We start from the raw sequence: 18234 nt of genomic DNA on the forward strand, positions 1-18234 counted from the left end.
CAAGCCGTCTTCTGTCTGTCGCGGATTAAGCTTAGGCAATGTTCGCGAAAGTCGGTTTGTCGGAGTTCCTCATGTTTGATCGTCTGTTCGGGCTGGCGCGCGCCGCCGTCCTGACGCTGGCCGTCGCCGCCTGCGCCGCCACGCCGCCCGTCGCGCCGGTCGAAACGGCTCAGGCGCCGAACGTCATCATGATCTCCATCGACGGCTTCCGTGCGGACTATCTGGAACGCGGGGCGACGCCGGTGCTGGCGCAACTGGCGGCCGACGGGGCGTCGGGGCCGATGAAGCCGTCCTTCCCCAGCGTGACCTTTCCCAATCACTATACGCTCGTCACCGGCCTGCATCCCGATCACCACGGCATCGTCGGCAACAATATGGTCGACGCTGAACTGGGCCGGTTCTCGCTTGGCAACAAGCAGGCGGTCACCGATCGCCGCTGGTGGGATCAGGGCGAGCCGATCTGGGTCTCGGCCGAGCGGCAGGGCGTGAAGACGGCCACCATGTTCTGGCCGGGCTCCGAGGCCGACATTCGCGGCGTGCGTCCCACCTATTGGACGCCTTTCGACCAGTCGATGCCGGGCGACGCCCGCGTTGATCAGGTGCTGGCCTGGATGGACCTGCCCGCCGCCCAGCGCCCGGCGCTGACCACCCTCTATTTCGATATCGTCGACACCATGGGCCACAATCACGGCCCCGACGCGCCGCAGACGTTGGAAGCGTTGCGTTCGGTCGACGCCTCCGTCGGGCGTCTGGTCGAGGGGCTGAAGGCTCGGGGCCTGTATGACAACACCATGGTGGTGGTGGTGTCGGACCACGGCATGGCGGCGACTTCGCCCGACCGCGTCACCGTGCTGGACGACATTATCGATCCCGAGGCGGTGCAGATCGTCTATTCGGGCGCGGTCGCCTTCCTGAACCCCGTGGCGGGCCGCGAGGCCGAGGTGGAGCAGGCCCTGCTGGGCTCGCGCCCGCATCTGGACTGCTGGCGCAAGAACGAGATTCCGGCGCGCTTCGTCCTTGGCTCCAACCCGCGCGTCTCGGCTATCGTCTGCGCGTCTGAGCCCGGCTGGCTGCTGGCGACCAAGGCGCGGCCGGTGAGCAAGCCCGGCGGCGCCCACGGGTATGATAACGCCGCGCCCGAGATGCAGGCTGTCTTCATCGCCCACGGTCCCGGCGTGATCGCGGGGCGGCGGTTGCAGAACCTGGACAGCGTCGACGTCCAGCCCTTCCTGGCGCGCCTGCTGGGCGTGACCGCGCCGCGCGGCGACGGCGATCCGAACGACACCCTGCCAGTCACGGTGCGCTGATCGGCGATCTCTCGGCACGCGGCGGAACGGGACGGGGTCACGTCCGTTTGATCGCCGCCGCGCCTTTGAGCGAACGAGGGCCTTGATCCTGTCGAAAAGCCGAGGCGGAATGAACGAAACGCCCAAGCTTGATAAAAATCGGGACGAGATGAGAACTTCCAGACTGGCCATCGCCGCCGCCCTGATCCTGTCCGCCTGCGGCCAGCCGCAGCCCACCAAGGCGCAGGAAGGCGTCTTCGCCGAACAGCCCCGCGTCGCCCCGCGCGACGCCGGGGCGCTGAAGACCAGCTTCGCCCCCGTGGTGCGCGAGGCCGCCCCCGCCGTGGTGAATATCTCGGCGCGCGGCATCCAGCAGGTGCGTGATCCCTTTTTCGAACTGTTCGGCGGCGGGCCGCAGTCGCGCGTCACCGGCTCCATCGGTTCGGGCGTGATTGTGCGCCCCGACGGGATCGTGGTGACCAACAACCACGTCATCCAGAACATGCAGCAGATCCGCGTCACTCTAAATGACCGGCGCGAATATCCGGCCAAGGTGCTGCTGGCGGACGAGCGGTCCGACATCGCCGTACTGCAACTGGAAAACCTGGACGGCGACCTGCCGGTCCTGCGCATCGACGATCAGGAACAGCAGCAGGTCGGCGATCTGGTGCTGGCCATCGGCAACCCGTTCGGCGTCGGCCAGACTGTGACCAACGGCATCATCTCGGCCTTGAACCGGACCGAGACGGGCATCAGCGATTCCGGCTCCTTCATCCAGACCGACGCGCCGATCAATCCGGGCAACTCGGGCGGCGCCCTGGTGGACATGGACGGCGAACTGATCGGCATCAATACGGCGATCTTCTCGCGCTCGGGCTCGTCCAGCGGCGTCGGCTTCGCCGTCCCTGCGGCCATGGTCAAGCGGGTGGTGGACTCGGCGGTCGGCGGGGCCAAGGCGGTCGAGCGCGCCTGGCTGGGCGTCAAGGGCGACACCGTCAGCGCCGACATCGCCCGCAGCCTGGGCCTTGAGCGACCGCAAGGATTGATGGTCACCGACGTTTACCCCGGCGGCCCGGGCGCGCGCGCAGGCATCCAGCAGGGCGACGTGATCACCGCCATCGACGGCGCCGAGGTCAATGATCAGGGCGGCCTGAACTTCCGCGTCGGCACCAAGTCGCCGAACTCGACGGTCGCCGTCACCGTGCTGCGCGACGGTCGGACCCAGACGCTGAACGCCCGCGTCTCGACTCTGCCGGGCGATGCCGATCCGGGGCAGGGAACGGTCGTGGGGCAGGGGGCTCTGGCGGGTCTTCAGGGCGTGGCGCTCAACCCGGCGCTGGCGGACCGTCTGGGCGGCGATCCCTTCACCAGCGGCGTGGTGGTGACGGGCCTGCAGCGCAACAGCATCCCGGCCCGCATCGGCCTGCGTCCCAATGACCTGGTGGTGCAGATCGACGGCCGCGCCGTCACGACGGTCGCCGCCCTGGGCCGGGCGCAGCGGGGCTCGGAGCTGGTGATCGTACGCGGCGGCCGCCGCCTGACGGGGCGCCTGCCGTAGGAAAACAGGCCACGCGTTTCTCCCTCCCCGTCTCGGGGAGGGTGGTCGCGCAGCGACCGGGTGGGGAGGGCCAGGTGATCCGAGTGCGGCGCTTGAATAGCCTCGCCGCCCCCACCCGGCTTCGGCTTCGCCTCAGCCACCCTCCCCATGAAGGGGAGGGAGAGGGTTGCGTTTCTATGGCTTACGGCAGCGGGGTCTTACCCCTTCACCGGCCCGCCGATGCTCCACAGGTGGCCGAACGGATCGCGGACCTGACCATAGCGGTCGCCCCAGAACTGGTCCTCCAGCGGCATGACCGGGATGGCTCCGTTGACCAGGGCGCGGCCCCACCATTCATCGGCGTCGTCGACCTGAAGGTGCAGGCTGACGCCGACTGGCTTGATGTCGGCCTCGCCGGTCCATTCGGGGAATTCGTCGGCCAGCATGAGGCTGCCGCCGTTGATGCGCAGATGGGCGTGCATTAGGCGCTCGCCGTCCTCGGCGGGCATCCGCATGACTTCCTCGGCTCCGAAGGCGCGGGCGTAGAATTCGATCGCTGCGGCCGCGCCGCGCGAGGGAATGGTCAGATGGGGCGTCACCCCGCCGCGCGGTCCCTGATCGGGCTTGGGTTCTGTCATGCGATTCCTCCTTGGAGGCGTTGTAGCGGGTGCAGTCGCCCGAACGAACGCCTATCTAGAGCGTTCCATGACTGATTTGTTCGAAGCCTCCGGCATTCATCCTCCCGACGCGCCGCTCGCCGACCGTCTGCGCCCGCAGGCGCTGGACCAGGTGGTGGGCCAGGATCACCTGCTGGGCGAGGGCGGCCCCATCCGCCGCATGATCGAGGCCGGGCGCCTCGGCTCCATGATCCTGTGGGGGCCGCCGGGGACGGGCAAGACCACCATCGCCCGCCTGCTGGCCAAAGCGGCGGGCTATGAATATCAATCCATTAGCGCCGTCTTCTCGGGCGTGGCCGACCTGAAGAAGGCGTTCGAGGCGGCGCGGATGCGCCGAGCGGCGGGGCAGCAGACCCTGCTGTTCGTCGACGAGATCCACCGCTTCAACCGCGCCCAGCAGGACGGCTTCCTGCCCTTCGTGGAGGAGGGGATCGTCACCCTGGTCGGCGCTACGACGGAGAACCCCAGCTTCGAGTTGAACGGCGCCCTGCTGTCGCGCAGCCATGTCTATGTGCTGAAGCGGCTGGACGACGCCTCTCTGGACCGGCTGCTGGACCGGGCCGAGGCGCTGATGGGCAAGCCTCTGCCGCTGACGCCGGAAGCGCGGCAGGCCATGCTGGCCCTGGCGGACGGCGACGGCCGCTACCTGCTGACCATGTCCGAGGTGCTGTTCGATCTGACAGACGTGCAGCCGCTGGACGTGCAGGCCCTGGCGGGCGTGCTGCAGAAGCGCGCCCCCGCCTATGACAAGTCGCGCGAGGAGCACTACAACCTCATCTCGGCCCTGCATAAGTCGGTGCGCGGCTCGGACCCGGACGCGGCGCTCTACTGGCTGGCGCGAATGCTGAACGGGGGCGAGGACCCGCTGTATCTGGCGCGGCGCATCGTGCGCATGGCGGTCGAGGACATCGGTCAGGCCGACCCCCTGTCCATTCTGGTCGCCAATGCGGCCAAGGACACCTACGATTTTCTCGGCAGCCCCGAGGGCGAGCTGGCCCTGGCGCAGGCGGTGGTCCATCTGGCCACCGCGCCCAAGTCGGTTGGCGTCTACGAAGCCTTCAAAGCGGCGAAGAAGGCGGCCCACGAGACCGGCTCTCTGATGCCTCCGGCGCATATCCGCAACGCCCCGACCAAGCTGATGAAGTCGCTGGGCTACGGCAAGGGCTACCAATACGACCCCGACACGCCCGAGGGCTTCTCGGGCGCCGACTTCTTCCCCGACGAAATGGAGCGCCGCACCTTCTACAAACCCAAGGGCGAGGGGCACGAAGAGAAGGTCAAGGCGCGCCTGGAACGCTGGGCGGCGATGCGGGCGCGGATGCAGGCGGATAAGACATAGGCCTTGCCGCTTTAGCGGGTTCTGTTCGCCGGGCGCACGACAGAGCCATGGGGCGTGAGATTCATCCGAAACCCTTGTTGCGGCGACCTATTTCGGCGTAGCTATTGGCGCTCAGGCTGTGGGGGAAGAATGATGGTCGATATTTCGAAGCGCCCGACGGCGCCGTGGCATCTGTGGGCCATCGCCGCCGCCTCGGTGCTCTGGAACGGCGTCGGAGTCTGGCAATGGTACCAGAAGGTGACCGGCGCGCAGGCCTATTGGAGCGCCCTGACGATGGAGCAGGTCTTCTATCTGCGCTCGGCGCCGATGTGGACGGACGTGGCCTTCGGCGTGGCGGTGTGGTGCGGCCTGCTGGGCGCGCTGATGCTGTTGCTGCGGCGCAAGCTGGCGTTCAACGCCTTCGTCGCGGGCCTTATCGCCATGCTGGCGCACTCCGTCTATGTGCTGGCGCTTAGTAACGGGCGAGAGGTGTTGGGCGCCGCGGGGCTGGCTTCTGTCGGGGCGGTCGCCGCCGTTTTCGTCATCCAGATCGCCTATTCCCACTGGGCGCGCCGCAAGGGTCTGATCCGCTGAGAAGCATGGCGAAGCGGGCCTTGCTCGGCTAAAGGCTAGGCGGGTGAAGACTCGCCAGCCTGTTTCCCTGACCGAAGAAGAGATCGCCGCCGTCCGTTCCTGGGTGGTGCATGAAGACGCGCATCTGATCGCCTTCAACAAGCCGGCGGGCCTGTCCAGTCAGGGCGGCCGCATTCAGGCGCATACGCTGGACGACTTGCTGTGGGCCTTCGCTCGCTCGAACGGCAAGCGGCCGGAGTTGGTCCATCGGCTGGATCGAGACACCTCGGGCGTCATCCTGGCCGCAAAGACCAAGCCCGCCGCCGGTTTCTTCGGCAAGGCGATGCAGATGCGCAAGTTCCAGAAAACCTATCTGGCGCTTGTCGCAGAGGCGCCGGAGCCCAAGGCTGGCCGCATCACCTCCGCCCTGCGCCGCGAAGAGATCGGCCGTGAAAGCTATATGCGGGTCGTGGCTTTCGATGCGCCGGGCGCGCAAGGGGCCGCCAGCAGCTACCGCACTCTGGCCTCCGGTCCGGACGGGGCGGTGGTCGAACTCTCGCCCGAGACGGGGCGGATGCACCAACTTCGCGTCCACATGGCTTCCATCGGTCGACCGCTGGTCGGCGATGTGCGCTATGGCGGGGCCCTGACCTTCGCCGGGCGCGCGGCGCCGCGCCTGATGCTGCACGCGGCGAAGCTGAGTTTTCCCCACCCCGACGGCGGCCGCGTGACGGTCGAGGCGCCGGAGCCTGAAGATTTCCAGTCCCTGCGCGAGGCTGCGGGCCTTTAGCAGATTCGGTGCGCTGTGCGGCGTGACGGCCTGCTCACCCGCCGTGATCCTCGGCCTTGAGCCGAGGAGGGGCCGACCTCCCGCGCGACGCGGATGATCCGAGCGCCCCGTACGCTCGACCCTCGGGTCAACGCCGAGGATGACGGTGGAACTGCGAGAGACGCCGGCGGCGCTTCATCCCCTATTCAGCTTCACAGCGGAACAATCCGGCCGGCCCGCGCGCTGTTCGGGCGTGGGAGACACGCGCATGAAACGCCTCGCCATCGTCACGATCGCCGCTTCGGCCTTGGCCCTGACCGCCTGCGCCAGCCTGGCGCCCTATGGCCAGCAGATGGGACCGAACGGGCAGGGCTATTCCGACCAGCAGATCGAACGCGACCGTTTCCGCGTGACCTACAGAGGCGTCGGCGCGCCCGGCCCGGTGGCCGACATGGCCCTGTTCCGCGCCGCTCAGTTGACGGTCGAGCAGGGCTACGACTGGTTCGAGGTGACGCAGCGCTGGATCGACGGCCGTCCCGACAGCGCCGGGGGCGTCCGTCCCAGCGTATCGGTGGGCGCCAGCTCCGGCCGCTACGGCGGATGGTCGACCTCGGGAGTCGGCGTCGGCCTCGGCTTCGACCTCAGCGGGCCGCAGCCGACATCGACGACGCTGGAGATCGTCATGGGGCGCGGCCAGCGCCCGGACCGTCGGGAATCTTATGACGCGCGAGGGGTCCAGGACGCCATTCGTCCGCGCCTATAAGGGTCTGGAACAGCCCAGCGCGGGATCGCCGCAACCTGGCGGCCTTCGCAAATGACGTCGGAACAGTATAAGCCGCCAGCATGACACGTTTCTTGCTGGTGGCGATCGGCGGCGGCCTGGGGGCAATGGCGCGCTATGGGCTGGGTCTGGCGGCGGGCCGCCTGGCGCCGGGCGCGGCCTGGCCATGGGCGACCCTGACCGCCAATGTCGTCGGCGGCCTGCTGATAGGACTGCTGACCGGATGGCTGGCGTTGAAGGCGGGGGCGGGGCAGGAGAACATCCGCCTGTTCGCCGCCGTCGGCGTGCTGGGCGGCTTTACGACTTTTTCCGCCTTCTCGCTGGAAACGGCCCTGATGATCGAACGCCGTGAAATCGTCTCGGCTTTGGTTTATGCGGCGGGTTCGGTGGTTCTCGCCATCGCCGCCCTGTTCGTCGGCCTGATGATCGCGCGCAAACTGTTTACCGGAGTGGGCGCATGAGCCGCGAAGTCCAGACCCTCTATGTCGCCGAGGATGAAGACGACATCCGCCTGGATCGCTGGTTCAAGCGCCGCTGGCCGCACCTGACCCACATCCAGGTCGAGAAGATGGCCCGCAGCGGCCAGATCCGCGTCGACGGCTCGCGCGTCAAGCCGCAGGACCGCCTCACCGCCGGCGCCGCCGTGCGCGTGCCGCCGCTGCCCGAGGCCAATCCGCGCAAGCCCGGCGACCTGCATGAACTGACCGAGCGCGATATCGCCTACGCCAAGTCGCTGGTGCTGTACGAAGATCACATGGTCATCGCCCTGAACAAGCCGCACGGCCTGGCCGTGCAGGGCGGCACCAAGACGACCAAGCACGTCGATCGCCTGCTGTCGGCCTGGGGGGAGGGGATGGACCGGCCGCGGCTGGTTCACCGCCTGGACCGCGACACCTCGGGTGTGCTGCTGCTGGGCAAGGGGCCGGAAGCGGCCAAGCGTCTGGCGGGCGCCTTCGCCCGTCGTCAGGCCAAGAAGACCTATTGGGCCATCGTCATCGGCAACCCCAAGCCTTCGGCCGGTCAGATCGACATGGCGTTGAAGAAGACGGGCATCAACGACTTCGAGATGATGCGCCCGGCCGAGCCCAAGGACCCCAAGGCCGAGCCGGCCGAGACCGCCTTCGCCACCATCAGCCGCGCCGCCCACCGCGCGGCCTGGATGGCGCTGCGCCCCTTCACCGGCCGGACGCACCAGCTGCGCGCCCACATGGCGGCCATCGGCCACCCGATCCTGGGCGACCCCAAATACGGCGACGACAAGTCCCGCGAACTGTCCGGCCCGCTGAAGCTGCAGCTTCACGCCCGACGCATCGAGCTGGACCACCCCGGCGGGGGCAAGCTGATCGTCGAGGCGCCGTTGAGCCCTGAGATGAAGGCCGGTTTCAACCACTTCGGCTTCTCCGAGGACGAGGCCGACGAGGATCCCTTCGAGGGCGTGCGGCGGATGCGATGAGTACCGCGCCGGAGGTTCATATGAGGCTCCAGCGGGCTCAGGCCCTGGCTCAACAGGGCGACCTGGCGGGTGCGCTGGCGGAGCTGGAGCAGGCGCCGCCGGCCAAACGCGCGGGCGTCCTGTCGTTTCAGGTCGATCTGCTGAAGGCGATGGAGCGTTTCGAGGACGCGCTGGCCATCCGGCGTGAGCAGGTCCAGGCGGCGCCGAACAGCGTCGCCGCACGGCACAATCTGGCCGCCCTGCTGGGCGACATGGGCCGCAATGCCGAGGCGGTCGAGACGGCGCATCAGGCATTCGCCAACGGTGGCGATGCGCCCGAGACCTGGCTGGTTCTGGCGCGCGCCCTATCCGGCTGCGCCCGGCTGGATGAGGCCGAAGACGCCTATCGCCGCGCCGTAGAACGCCGCCCTGCTTATGGCGAGGCGGTTCGCGAACTGGCCCAGCTGATCTGGATGCGCGGCGGGGATGTAGGGGCCGCCAGAGCGCCGGTGGTGAAGGCGCTGGCGACGGCGCCGGGCGACGGCGATCTGCTGACCTGTCTGGCCTTGGTGCTGATGTATGGCGGCGGCGATCCGCGCGAGGCGTGGGCCGAACTGACGCAGCGGGCCAAGGCGGGCGGCGCCCGTTCCGCGTCGGTCGAACTGGCGGCCGGACAACTGGCCCTGACCTTTGACCCGGCGCTCGCGATCGGACATGCGCGCAGGGCGACCGAGCTGGCGCCGCAGACGATCGATTCCTGGATCAGCCTGGCCGAAGCCCTTGTCGCCACGGGCGACGCCGACGGCGCCTTCGAAATACTGGACCAGCTTTCGGGCGCGCCGGTCGTGCATCAGAAGGTTCTGGCCCTGCACGCCACGGCCAGCCGGGTGAAGGGACAGGCCGATGCGCTGGGCCTCGATGATATGGACGGTCTTGTCAGCGCACAGACCATCGACACCCCGCCGGGCTGGAACGATCTGGGCGCCTATCTGGCGGACCTGCAGGCGGCCCTGCTGGCGCAGCACGCCTATCAGAACCATCCGCTGGGTCAGAGCCTGCGTCATGGGACGCAGACCCCGGTAGATCTGACCCTGGTCGATGATCCGGCCATCCGCGCCTTCTTCACCGCCATCGACGGGCCGATCCGTCGTCATCTGGCGCGGCTGGGACAGGGCGGCGACCCGGTTCGGCGTCGCAACAGCGGCGATTACAGGCTGAACGGCTGCTGGTCCGTGCGGCTGGCGCCCGGTGGTTTCCACGAACACCACATCCACCCCAAGGGCTGGTATTCCTCCGCCTGCTACATCGACGTGCCGCCGGTGGTCGAGGCGGGCGGTCGCGAGGGCTGGCTGGCCTTGGGTCAGCCGCCGTTCCCGACGCCGCAGCCCCTGGAGCCGCTGCGGTATGAAAAGCCGGAGCCCGGCAAGCTGGCGCTGTTCCCGTCCTGCCTGTGGCACGGCACCGTGCCCTTCACTGGCGACCAGCCCCGTCTGTCCGTCGCCTTTGACATCGTGCCTGTCTGACATGATCGCTTCCGACGCTCCCCTCGCCGTCTTCGACATCGACGGCACCCTGGTCGACAGCCGCGCCTCGATCCATCGCGCGGCCTGCGAGGCGGCGCTGGTGCTTGGCCTGCCGGAACCGGAATACGACCGAGTGCGCCAGATTGTCGGTCTGAGCCTGCCTCACGCCCTGCATGTGCTGGAGCCGGCGCTGACGGACGCCGAACTGGCGGACTTCGTCGCGGCTTTCCAGGCCAGCTTCCGCGCCATGTACGAGGCGGGGCATGAGGAGCCGCTCTATCCCGGCGTCATGGACACCCTGCGGCGGCTGAAGCGCGACGGTTGGCGGTTGTCGCTGGCGACGGGGCAGAACCGGCGCGGGGTGGCTCGCAACCTGGCGCGACCTGAGTGGAGCGATCTGTTCCTGTCCAGCCACTGCGCCGAGGATGGACCCGGCAAGCCGGACCCGGCCATGCTGCGCGCCGCCATGCACGCTTGCGGCGCCGACGCCGCCTCGACCGTCATGATCGGGGACACCAGCCACGACATCACAATGGCCGTAGCGGCTGGGGTGCATCCGCTGGGGGTCGGCTGGGGCTTTCACACGGTGGAGGAGCAGGCCGCTGCGGGCGCGCTGCACATCGCCGCCGATTTTCCTGATCTGGAGGCGGCGCTCGATCGTTTCGCCTCGACCAAGCTGTACGCCTAGAAGTTCATCATGTCCCACATTCCTCCGCTTGATCCCAACGTCGCCGCCCAGAAGGGCTTCCGTGAATCCGAGGAGCGCATCAAGCGCTTCTGGAAGGCCGCCGGGGTCGAAGCCCGCGACGGCGGCTGGATCGTCCTGCTGGACGGCCGCGCGCCCAAGACGCCCGCCGGAAACGCCATCGTCCTGCCGACGGAGACCGCCGCGGGACTGGTGGCCGAGGAGTGGAACGATCAGGGCGAGCACCTGTTGCCGGCCACCATGCCCGCGACCCGTCTGGCCTCGACCGCCATCGACCGGGTCAGCCAGACGCGCGGTCCCGTGGCCGAAGAGATCGCCCGCTACGCCGGGTCGGACGTGCTCTGCTACCTGGCCGAGACGCCGTCGGGGCTGATCGAGCGCCAGCAGGCGGAGTGGGGGCCGTGGCGCGACTGGGCCGCGCGCGAACTGGGGGTCGAACTGCAACCGGTCGAGGGCATCATTCATCGGCCGCAGGCGCCGCAGGCTCTGGCGCGGGTCGAGGCCCTGGCCCTCGAGATGGACGACTTCGCCCTGACCGGGCTGGCGACGGCCGTGCCTCTGTTCGGCTCGGCGGTGCTGGGGCTTGCGGTGCAGCGCGGCGCGCTGTCGGGCGAGACGGCGCTGGACCTGTCGCGGCTGGACGAAGCCTTCACCGAGGAGCGCTGGGGCGTGGACGAAGAGGCGGCTGCCCGAACCGCTGCTCACCGCGCCGAAGCTGCATTGCTGCAGCGGTGGTTCGAGGCGCTCAGATAACTTTCCCTCCTGGAAAGTTATGACTTGACGAAGTGGAAAGTCATCGTCATTTTCCGCTCTGGAAAGTGAGGGATTCATCCATGTCAGATACGCAAGACGCGAAGGCCGCTCTGGAGCAGATTCGCCAGACGCGCGAACAGGCGCTCGGAAAAATGAACTATTGGCCGTGGTGGTATGACGCCGGCTACGCCCTGGCGTGCGGGCTTCTCGTGGCGGGGCAGGGCTTCCCGACCGCGATCGCGATGGCCTGCGTGGTTGTCGCCATCGCCATTCTGGCGACGATCATGCGGGTTTGGCAGGATCGCACAGGCGTTTGGGTGAACGGATACGCCCCGCGTCGCGCCCGCTGGGCCGCCTTTGGCCTGGCGGCGATCCTGATGGGATTGATGGGCGTCAGCATCTGGTTCGGCCGGGTGCAGGGCGTCGTCTGGGTTCCCTTCGCCAACGGTTTGGCGGCCGCCGCTCTGGGCGTCGTCGGCATGAGGGTCTGGATGCGCCTGTACCGCATCGACGTGCGGAGCCTGTCGTGAAGCCGCCGGTTTTCGATCCTGTGATCCATGCGCCGGGCAGGCTGCAGATCTGCGCCATCCTGTCCGCCGCCGAAGCCGAGTTCGCGGTGGTGCGCGACGCCATTCAGGTGTCGGACTCCGTCCTGTCGAAACACGTGAAGACGCTGGAGGAGGCCGGTTACCTTGCTGTCCGCAAGGCGGCGCAGGGCGGGCGGCAGCGCACCTGGCTCAGCCTCACCGAGGCGGGCAAGGCGGCCTTCGCCTCTCATGTCGCCGAGCTGAGCCGCCTGGCGGCCATGACGGCGCCGATCAGCCCTTGATCAGCGCCGCCCGCTCGTCGGCCGTCAGCATCCGCCAGCGGCCTTCGGGCAGGTCGCCCAGCTTCACCGGGCCGATGCGGATGCGATAGAGGTCGACGACCTCCAGTCCGACCAGTTCGCACATGCGGCGGATCTGGCGGTTGCGGCCCTCGCGCAGCAGGAAGCGCAGGCGCTGGGGCTCCATCTGGGTGACGCGGGCGGGCTTCAGCTGGCGGCCGTCCAGCTCCAGCCCGTGGCGCAGTTGGGACAGCTTTGCTTCGGTCACGGCACCGGCGACGCGGACCAGATATTCCTTGTCCAGGTCCGACTGAGGGCCGATCACCGCCTTGGCCACCACCCCGTCCGACGACAGCAGCAGCAGGCCGCGCGAATCTTCGTCCAGCCGGCCGACCGGGGGCAGGGAGGCGTCGCGCGCCGGGACTTCGCCTTCACCGACCTTGTTGGCGGCGGTCAACAGGCGCGCGGCGGGGATCTTGCCGGGTTCCGGCTGGCCCGAGACGTATCCGACCGGCTTGTGCAGCAGGATGGCGACGCCCGCCGCCAGCGCCGCCTCGCCCTTGTCGTTCAGGGTCAACGTCTGGCCCGGTTCGATCTTGCGGCCCGCGTCGCGCACCACCTCGCCGTCGATGCTGACCAGGCCATCCGCGATCAGCCCCTCGGCCTCGCGGCGCGAGCAGACGCCGGTCTGGCCCAGCCATTTGTTGATGCGGACGGGTTCTGCGCCGTCATAGGTGCGGACGAAGGCCATGAGCTGACTGACTCTCTGCGATGCGATCGGCTGTGTAGGGCGGGGTTGTGGGCTCAGGCAAGGCTGGCCGCCGCTCGCCAGAGCCCAGATTGTCCGCCTTTGTGTTTCAGGTCACGTTTTCGTCGCCAAGTTGACCTTGAGCATCATAAGCCTATATCAGCAGTCACCCTGATGATTTTGACACGTTCGCTGCCGATCGATTCGGATCGCGACGTTTGCCGTGTCTGACCGAATTTCGACACGCAGGGCGCGACGGTTTTTAGGAACTGTCCGCGAATATTGATCGATAACCTTTGAAGGAGACGTTTTGTACGCTCAACGCAAGACCGCGACTGGCCCTCGTTCCCGCCAATACGGCAACCGCCCCGCACCGACCCGCCTGCGCTTCGGCCTGATCATGCGCAAGGGCATGGATTTCGGCGAATTGGGGGACATGGAGACCGCTCTGCGCTTTGAAGGCGTGTCGCTGGCTCCGATCTCGTCGGGCGAGGGCAGCTTGAATTCCGGCGGGTTGACGGTTCTGGCCACGGCGACGGCCGACGACATCACCGGCGGCCGTGTTCAGGGCGTGGTGGTTCCGGGCGGCGACTCGGACGAAGCCAGCCTGGTTCAGGTCAAGGCGCTGGTGAGCCTGGCCAAGGCGCAGGGACTGCCGGTTCTGGCTTTCGCCGACGGCGTGGCGTTGACGGCCGAAATCTTTGGCCAAGCCGCCGATGCGCCGGGCGCGGCCTTCCGCGACGGCAAGGTCGCCCTGCTGAACGACCGCGCCGAACTGACGGCCGTCGTCGCCGCCATCTAAATCCGGCGGAAGATCAGGCTCAGGTTGTTGGCGGGCATGGCTCGCCGCAGCGTCAGGGCTAGGCCATGCGACCGGGCGAGCGTTTCGACCTCGCCCCGGTCGCGTAGGCCCCAGGCCGGATCGCGCGCCTTCAGGCTCTCGTCGAAGGCCGCGTTGGACGGCGCCAGCGGAACCTCAGTCTCGCGATAGGGGCCATAGAGATACAGCAAACCGCCGGGACGCGTCAGCGACCGCTCGGCCAGTTGCATCAGGCCTTCGGCCGCCGTCCACGGGCTGATGTGGATCATGTTGATGCAGACGATGGCGTTCAGCCGCTGCGACGGCCAGCTGGCCTCGTCCAGCATGTCGACGGCTTGTGCAGGGTGCAGGTTTGCGACTCCTGTATGCGTCCGCCACGCCTCGATGCTGGCGCGGGCCTGAGGGCTGGGGTCGCTGGGGATCCAGTCCAGGCCAGGCAGGGCGGCGGCGAAGGCGGCGGCGTGCTGACCCGATCCGGCGGCGATCTCCAGCACCCGGCCCTGGGCGGGCAGATGGGCGCGCAGAACCTGAAGTATCGCCGCGCTGTTGCGTTCGGCTGCCGGCGAAATCAGCGCGTCAGGCGCGCCCGCCGATGTCGATATTGCAGAATCCATCGTCTTCACGCCGAAGGAGATAGCCCTTGGGGCGCGCTCTGACGATTTAATTGTGCGCGTGGGCGGCCTGGCCCGGATAACGGGGGAATGAAACGTGCAGCGGTTGACCTTACGTCCCGTCGGGTTCATTGCCCGCGTAACACAGCGTGATCAGCTTATTGCGTGACGGCGACGACAGATCGGCGCGCGCAGCTTCAGGAGAGCAAGACGTGACGCAATCGATTCCCGGACTCCATCCGGCGCCCACCGAACACAAGGGCCTTGTCGCCTGGGTGGAGCAGATCGCCGCCCTGACCAAGCCGGACCGTGTTCACTGGTGCGACGGCTCGGACGCCGAGAAGTCGGCCATCGTGGCCGACCTGATCGGCAAGGGCACGCTGAAGGAACTGGATCAGGCCAAGCGCCCCGGCTGCTACTACGCCGCCTCGGATCCCAAGGACGTGGCCCGCGTCGAGAGCCGCACCTTCATCTGCTCGCAGGACGAGGCTGACGCCGGCCCGACCAACAACTGGTCCGATCCGGTCGAGATGCGCGCCCGTCTGGACGGCCTGTTCGACGGCTGCATGAAGGGCCGGACGATGTATGTCGTTCCGTTCTGCATGGGGCCGCTGGGCTCCAAGATCTCCGCCCTGGGCGTCGAGATCACGGACAGCGGCTATGTCGCCGTGTCGATGGGCATCATGACCCGCATGGGCAAGGGCGCGCTGGACATGCTGGGCGCCGACGGCGTCTTCGTCCCGGCCGTGCACACCTTGGGCGCGCCGCTGGCCGAGGGCCAGGCCGACGTGCCGTGGCCCTGCAACGACGACAAGTGGATCGTCCACTTCCCCGAGACGCGCGAAATCTGGTCCTACGGCTCGGGCTACGGCGGCAACGCCCTGCTGGGCAAGAAGTGCTACGCCCTGCGCATCGCCTCGATCATGGCCCGCGACGAGGGGTGGCTGGCCGAGCACATGCTGATCCTCAAGCTGACCAGCCCCGAGGGCGTGTCGAAGTATGTGGCGGCCGCCTTCCCGAGCGCCTGCGGCAAGACCAACCTGGCCATGCTGCAGCCGGCGCTGGACGGCTGGAAGGCCGAGACGGTCGGCGACGACATCGCCTGGATGCGCTTCGGCGACGATGGCCGCCTGTACGCCGTGAACCCGGAAGCGGGCTTCTTCGGCGTGGCGCCGGGCACCAGCCGCAACACCAACAAGAACGCGCTGGAGACGCTGGCCAAGGACACCGTCTTCACCAACGTCGCCCTGACCGCCGACGGCGACGTCTGGTGGGAAGGCCTGACCAAGGAAACGCCCGAAGGCCTGACGAACTGGAAGGGCCAGCCGCACGATCCTGCCTCGGGCGAGCCCGCCGCCCACCCGAACGCGCGTTTCGCCGTCTGGGCCGGTCAGTGCCCGTCCATCGCGCCTGAGTGGGAAGACCCGGCGGGCGTGCCGATCGACGCCATTCTGTTCGGCGGCCGCCGCGCCTCGGCCGTGCCGCTGGTGACGGAAGCCTTCGACTGGGAGCACGGCGTCTTCCTGGGGTCGACCGTGGCCTCGGAAGGCACCGCCGCGGCTGAGAACAAGGTCGGCGAACTGCGCCGCGACCCCTTCGCCATGCTGCCCTTCTGCGGCTACAACATGGGCGACTACTTCGGTCACTGGCTGAAGATGGGTCAGAAGACCGACGCCGCGAAGCTGCCGCGCCTGTTCTTCGTCAACTGGTTCCGCAAGAACGACGAAGGCAAGTTCGTGTGGCCGGGCTTCGGCGATAACGCCCGCGTGCTGAAGTGGATCGTCGAGCGCCTGGAAGGCAAGGCCGAGGCCGTGGACACCCCGGTCGGCCGCGTGCCGTCCAAGGATGCCCTGGACCTGTCGGGCCTGACGCTGTCAGACGCCGATCTGAAGATCCTGCTGGACGTCGACGCCGACGTCTGGACCGAGGAAGCCGCCCTGATCCCCGCCTTCTACGAGAGGTTCCGCGATCGCCTGCCCAAGGCCCTGTGGGACCAGCACGCCGCCCTGACCAAGCGTCTGGAAGAGGCGCGCGCGGCCAAGCTGGCTGCTGAATAAAAGACCGCCATCGACGGTTGAAATCGGGGCGCGGGAGGTCGAAGGACATCCCGTGCCCCTTTCTAATTCTCCCGAACCTTCCTTCGACGCCGTGGTCATTGGCGCGGGCGCTCTGGGCCTGTGCGTGGCGGCGGAGCTAAGGCGACGCGGACGCCGCGTGGCGGTGGTCGACCCCGGCGGCGTCAACGCCTCGGCGGTGGCGGCGGGCATGATCGCGCCCGCGATGGAATGCGCCATCGACGATCTGTCGCCGGAAACGGCGCAGGTGCTGCGGCGAGCGCGCGACCTTTGGCCAACCTTCGCCAAGGCGACCGGCGTGCGGCTGTATGGCGATGTGGCTGAATGGCGCGGCGGGAACGTCGCCGAACTGGCGGCGCGGATGGCGGCGCTGGGTTTTCAGCATGACTACGACGAAGCCTATGCGCGCCTGACCACGCATGAGGACGCCAAGGTCGATCCCCCTCAGGCCCTGGCCGCCCTGGCGCAGGGGCTGACCCTGATCGAGGCGCCGGCGCAGCGCGTGGCGCGAGACGACAAAGGCTGGCGCGTCGAAACCCCGGCGGGCGCCTTCCGCGCCGATCATCTGGTGTTGGCGACCGGGGCCGAACCGGCGCTGGCGGGCCTGCCGTCCGAGGCGCAGGCGCTCGTGGCGCTCGTCACGCCTGTTCGCGGCCAGATCGGCCTGGTTTCGGAGGCTCTGGTCGACCACGTGGTGCGCGGGCCGGGCGCCTATGTCGCGCCTATGGGCGAGGGCAGCGTGATCGGGGCGACGATGGAGCCGGGCGAGCGGTCCCTGACCCCCGACGCCGCGCGCTGCGAAGCCATGCTGGCTGCGGCATGGCAGGTGCTGGGGCAGACGCCGCGCCCGCTGACGATCCACTGGCGCGCAGGGGTGCGGGGGACGACGCCGGACGGCCTGCCGATGGCGGGGCAGGTCGCGCCCGGCCTGTATGTCGCGCTGGGGCCGCGACGCAACGGTTGGCTGCTGGGGCCGCTGGTCGGCGCCGTCATCGCCGATGCGACAGAGGGTCGGCCCGTCGGCGAGCCGACCCTCCATCCCTCGCGGTTTCTTTAGTCTTTGGGCGGGTCGAAGCGGATGGCCATGGTGACGCGGGCGCCGTCCACAGCCTGTCCGTCCACCGTGCGCGGGCTGAGGCGGAAGTAGCGGCTCAGGCTGAGCGCCGCCCGGCCGAACCCCTGATCGCCGGGCGTCTCTGACGTGACCGAACAGCCGGTCAGGCTGCCGTCCACGCGCACCAGACAGGACAGTTCCGCCACCCCGCCGATGCCGCGCGCCTCGGCGGCGGACGGATAGGCGCGCATCAACTGCTCCGCCGTCGGCTTTCGCACCCAGTCAGGCTGGGTGATGACCGGCGCGGGCTTGGGCGGTTCGGGCGTGGCCGCCGTGCCGGTCGAAGGTTCGGCCGCAGGCGCGGTGATGTTGATGGCCGGCCCGGCTTCAGGGCTGACGACCGGGGCGACCGGGACCTCCAGGGGCGCGACATCGCTGGGCGTGACCTGCGTCGGCCGGTGGATCGGCGGCGTCGGCGCGGGCGAGGCCTGGGGCGGTGTTTCCGGTTTGGGCGGCAAAGGCGGACGGATCAGATCGATGATGGTGGGCGGCGGCTCTGCCGGCGCGGGCGGGGCTTCGGCCATTTCAAACCGTTGCTGATACAGCCAGACGCCGGCGCCCACGTGGACCAGGGCCGACGCGCCGATCATCGCCCACATCAAGGGGGACAGCGGCTTGCTGCGTTGTTGGAAGTCGAGGGGGCTGACCACGCCGTGGCCGCCCGCGATACGCATCATCATGACTT

At 68.5% G+C, this 18234-nt stretch carries 20 protein-coding genes; 16 read left to right on the plus strand and 4 right to left on the minus strand.

What is annotated here, in order from left to right:
• Positions 1 to 71: 71 nt before the first annotated feature.
• The gene (locus DA69_RS02465) at positions 72 to 1307 is read left to right on the plus strand and encodes an ectonucleotide pyrophosphatase/phosphodiesterase (protein ID WP_025977626.1); all 1236 of its coding nucleotides are present in this window, start codon (positions 72 to 74) and stop codon (positions 1305 to 1307) included.
• 148 nt (positions 1308 to 1455) lie between these two features.
• Complete coding sequence (locus DA69_RS02470; protein WP_025977625.1) at positions 1456 to 2844, plus strand: Do family serine endopeptidase; 1389 nt, start codon at positions 1456 to 1458, stop codon at positions 2842 to 2844.
• A gap of 197 nt (positions 2845 to 3041) precedes the next feature.
• Here DA69_RS02470 and DA69_RS02475 read toward each other — a convergent pair whose 3' ends face one another.
• The gene (locus DA69_RS02475) at positions 3042 to 3461 is read right to left on the minus strand and encodes a VOC family protein (protein ID WP_024353942.1); all 420 of its coding nucleotides are present in this window, start codon (positions 3459 to 3461) and stop codon (positions 3042 to 3044) included.
• A gap of 67 nt (positions 3462 to 3528) precedes the next feature.
• On the opposite strand from DA69_RS02475, the gene DA69_RS02480 reads away from it, so the two are divergent.
• The 11 genes from DA69_RS02480 (at position 3529) to DA69_RS02530 (ending at position 12184) form a co-directional block, all read left to right on the plus strand.
• Entirely contained in the window at positions 3529 to 4839 is a 1311-nt protein-coding gene (locus tag DA69_RS02480) for a replication-associated recombination protein A (protein WP_025977624.1), read from the plus strand.
• Between the two features lie 132 nt (positions 4840 to 4971).
• Positions 4972 to 5412: a hypothetical protein gene (locus DA69_RS02485; RefSeq protein ID WP_235599194.1), complete on the plus strand. Its 441-nt coding sequence runs from the start codon at positions 4972 to 4974 to the stop codon at positions 5410 to 5412.
• A 43-nt stretch (positions 5413 to 5455) separates the two neighbouring features.
• Positions 5456 to 6181, plus strand: a complete 726-nt coding sequence (locus DA69_RS02490; RefSeq protein ID WP_025977622.1) for an RluA family pseudouridine synthase — start codon at positions 5456 to 5458, stop codon at positions 6179 to 6181.
• Between the two features lie 247 nt (positions 6182 to 6428).
• Positions 6429 to 6923 carry a CC0125/CC1285 family lipoprotein gene (locus DA69_RS02495; RefSeq protein WP_025977621.1) on the plus strand — a complete coding sequence of 165 codons (495 nt, stop codon included), beginning with the start codon at positions 6429 to 6431 and terminating at the stop codon, positions 6921 to 6923.
• Positions 6924 to 7003: 80 nt separating this feature from the next.
• Complete coding sequence (crcB, locus tag DA69_RS02500) at positions 7004 to 7402, plus strand: fluoride efflux transporter CrcB (RefSeq protein ID WP_025977620.1); 399 nt, start codon at positions 7004 to 7006, stop codon at positions 7400 to 7402.
• Positions 7399 to 8394 carry an RluA family pseudouridine synthase gene (locus DA69_RS02505; RefSeq protein ID WP_025977619.1) on the plus strand — a complete coding sequence of 332 codons (996 nt, stop codon included), beginning with the start codon at positions 7399 to 7401 and terminating at the stop codon, positions 8392 to 8394. Before crcB ends, DA69_RS02505 begins: the two co-directional genes overlap by 4 nt.
• A 20-nt stretch (positions 8395 to 8414) precedes the next feature.
• Positions 8415 to 9896, plus strand: a complete 1482-nt coding sequence (locus DA69_RS02510; RefSeq protein WP_025977618.1) for a putative 2OG-Fe(II) oxygenase — start codon at positions 8415 to 8417, stop codon at positions 9894 to 9896.
• A gap of 1 nt (position 9897) precedes the next feature.
• Positions 9898 to 10584 carry an HAD-IA family hydrolase gene (locus DA69_RS02515; RefSeq protein ID WP_025977617.1) on the plus strand — a complete coding sequence of 229 codons (687 nt, stop codon included), beginning with the start codon at positions 9898 to 9900 and terminating at the stop codon, positions 10582 to 10584.
• 9 nt (positions 10585 to 10593) lie between these two features.
• Positions 10594 to 11355, plus strand: coding sequence for an ATP12 family chaperone protein (locus tag DA69_RS02520; RefSeq protein WP_025977616.1), 762 nt, complete (start codon positions 10594 to 10596; stop codon positions 11353 to 11355).
• An 80-nt stretch (positions 11356 to 11435) separates the two neighbouring features.
• A complete protein-coding gene (locus DA69_RS02525) occupies positions 11436 to 11885 on the plus strand; it encodes a hypothetical protein (RefSeq protein WP_025977615.1) in 450 nt (149 codons plus the stop codon).
• Positions 11882 to 12184 carry a winged helix-turn-helix domain-containing protein gene (locus DA69_RS02530; protein ID WP_025977614.1) on the plus strand — a complete coding sequence of 101 codons (303 nt, stop codon included), beginning with the start codon at positions 11882 to 11884 and terminating at the stop codon, positions 12182 to 12184. Before DA69_RS02525 ends, DA69_RS02530 begins: the two co-directional genes overlap by 4 nt.
• On the opposite strand, the gene DA69_RS02535 is transcribed toward DA69_RS02530, so the two are convergent.
• On the minus strand, positions 12174 to 12932 hold the full coding sequence (locus DA69_RS02535) for a pseudouridine synthase (RefSeq protein WP_025977613.1): 759 nt from the start codon (positions 12930 to 12932) through the stop codon (positions 12174 to 12176). The two genes, DA69_RS02530 and DA69_RS02535, sit on opposite strands and share 11 nt — an antisense overlap.
• A 307-nt stretch (positions 12933 to 13239) precedes the next feature.
• Between DA69_RS02535 and DA69_RS02540 the strand changes: the two genes are divergently transcribed.
• On the plus strand, positions 13240 to 13731 hold the full coding sequence (locus DA69_RS02540) for a hypothetical protein (protein ID WP_235599195.1): 492 nt from the start codon (positions 13240 to 13242) through the stop codon (positions 13729 to 13731).
• Here the strand turns inward: DA69_RS02540 and DA69_RS02545 are convergent.
• On the minus strand, positions 13728 to 14363 hold the full coding sequence (locus DA69_RS02545; RefSeq protein WP_025977611.1) for a DUF938 domain-containing protein: 636 nt from the start codon (positions 14361 to 14363) through the stop codon (positions 13728 to 13730). The two genes, DA69_RS02540 and DA69_RS02545, sit on opposite strands and share 4 nt — an antisense overlap.
• A 209-nt stretch (positions 14364 to 14572) precedes the next feature.
• On the opposite strand from DA69_RS02545, the gene DA69_RS02550 reads away from it, so the two are divergent.
• Complete coding sequence (locus tag DA69_RS02550; RefSeq protein ID WP_025977610.1) at positions 14573 to 16417, plus strand: phosphoenolpyruvate carboxykinase (GTP); 1845 nt, start codon at positions 14573 to 14575, stop codon at positions 16415 to 16417.
• 52 nt (positions 16418 to 16469) lie between these two features.
• The gene (locus DA69_RS02555) at positions 16470 to 17492 is read left to right on the plus strand and encodes an NAD(P)/FAD-dependent oxidoreductase (RefSeq protein WP_235599196.1); all 1023 of its coding nucleotides are present in this window, start codon (positions 16470 to 16472) and stop codon (positions 17490 to 17492) included.
• On the opposite strand, the gene DA69_RS02560 is transcribed toward DA69_RS02555, so the two are convergent.
• Entirely contained in the window at positions 17489 to 18229 is a 741-nt protein-coding gene (locus tag DA69_RS02560) for a TonB family protein (RefSeq protein ID WP_025977608.1), read from the minus strand. The two genes, DA69_RS02555 and DA69_RS02560, sit on opposite strands and share 4 nt — an antisense overlap.
• Positions 18230 to 18234: the final 5 nt, after the last annotated feature.

The sequence above is a fragment of the Brevundimonas naejangsanensis genome (genome assembly GCF_000635915.2).
Classification (GTDB): Bacteria; Pseudomonadota; Alphaproteobacteria; order Caulobacterales; family Caulobacteraceae; genus Brevundimonas; species Brevundimonas sanguinis.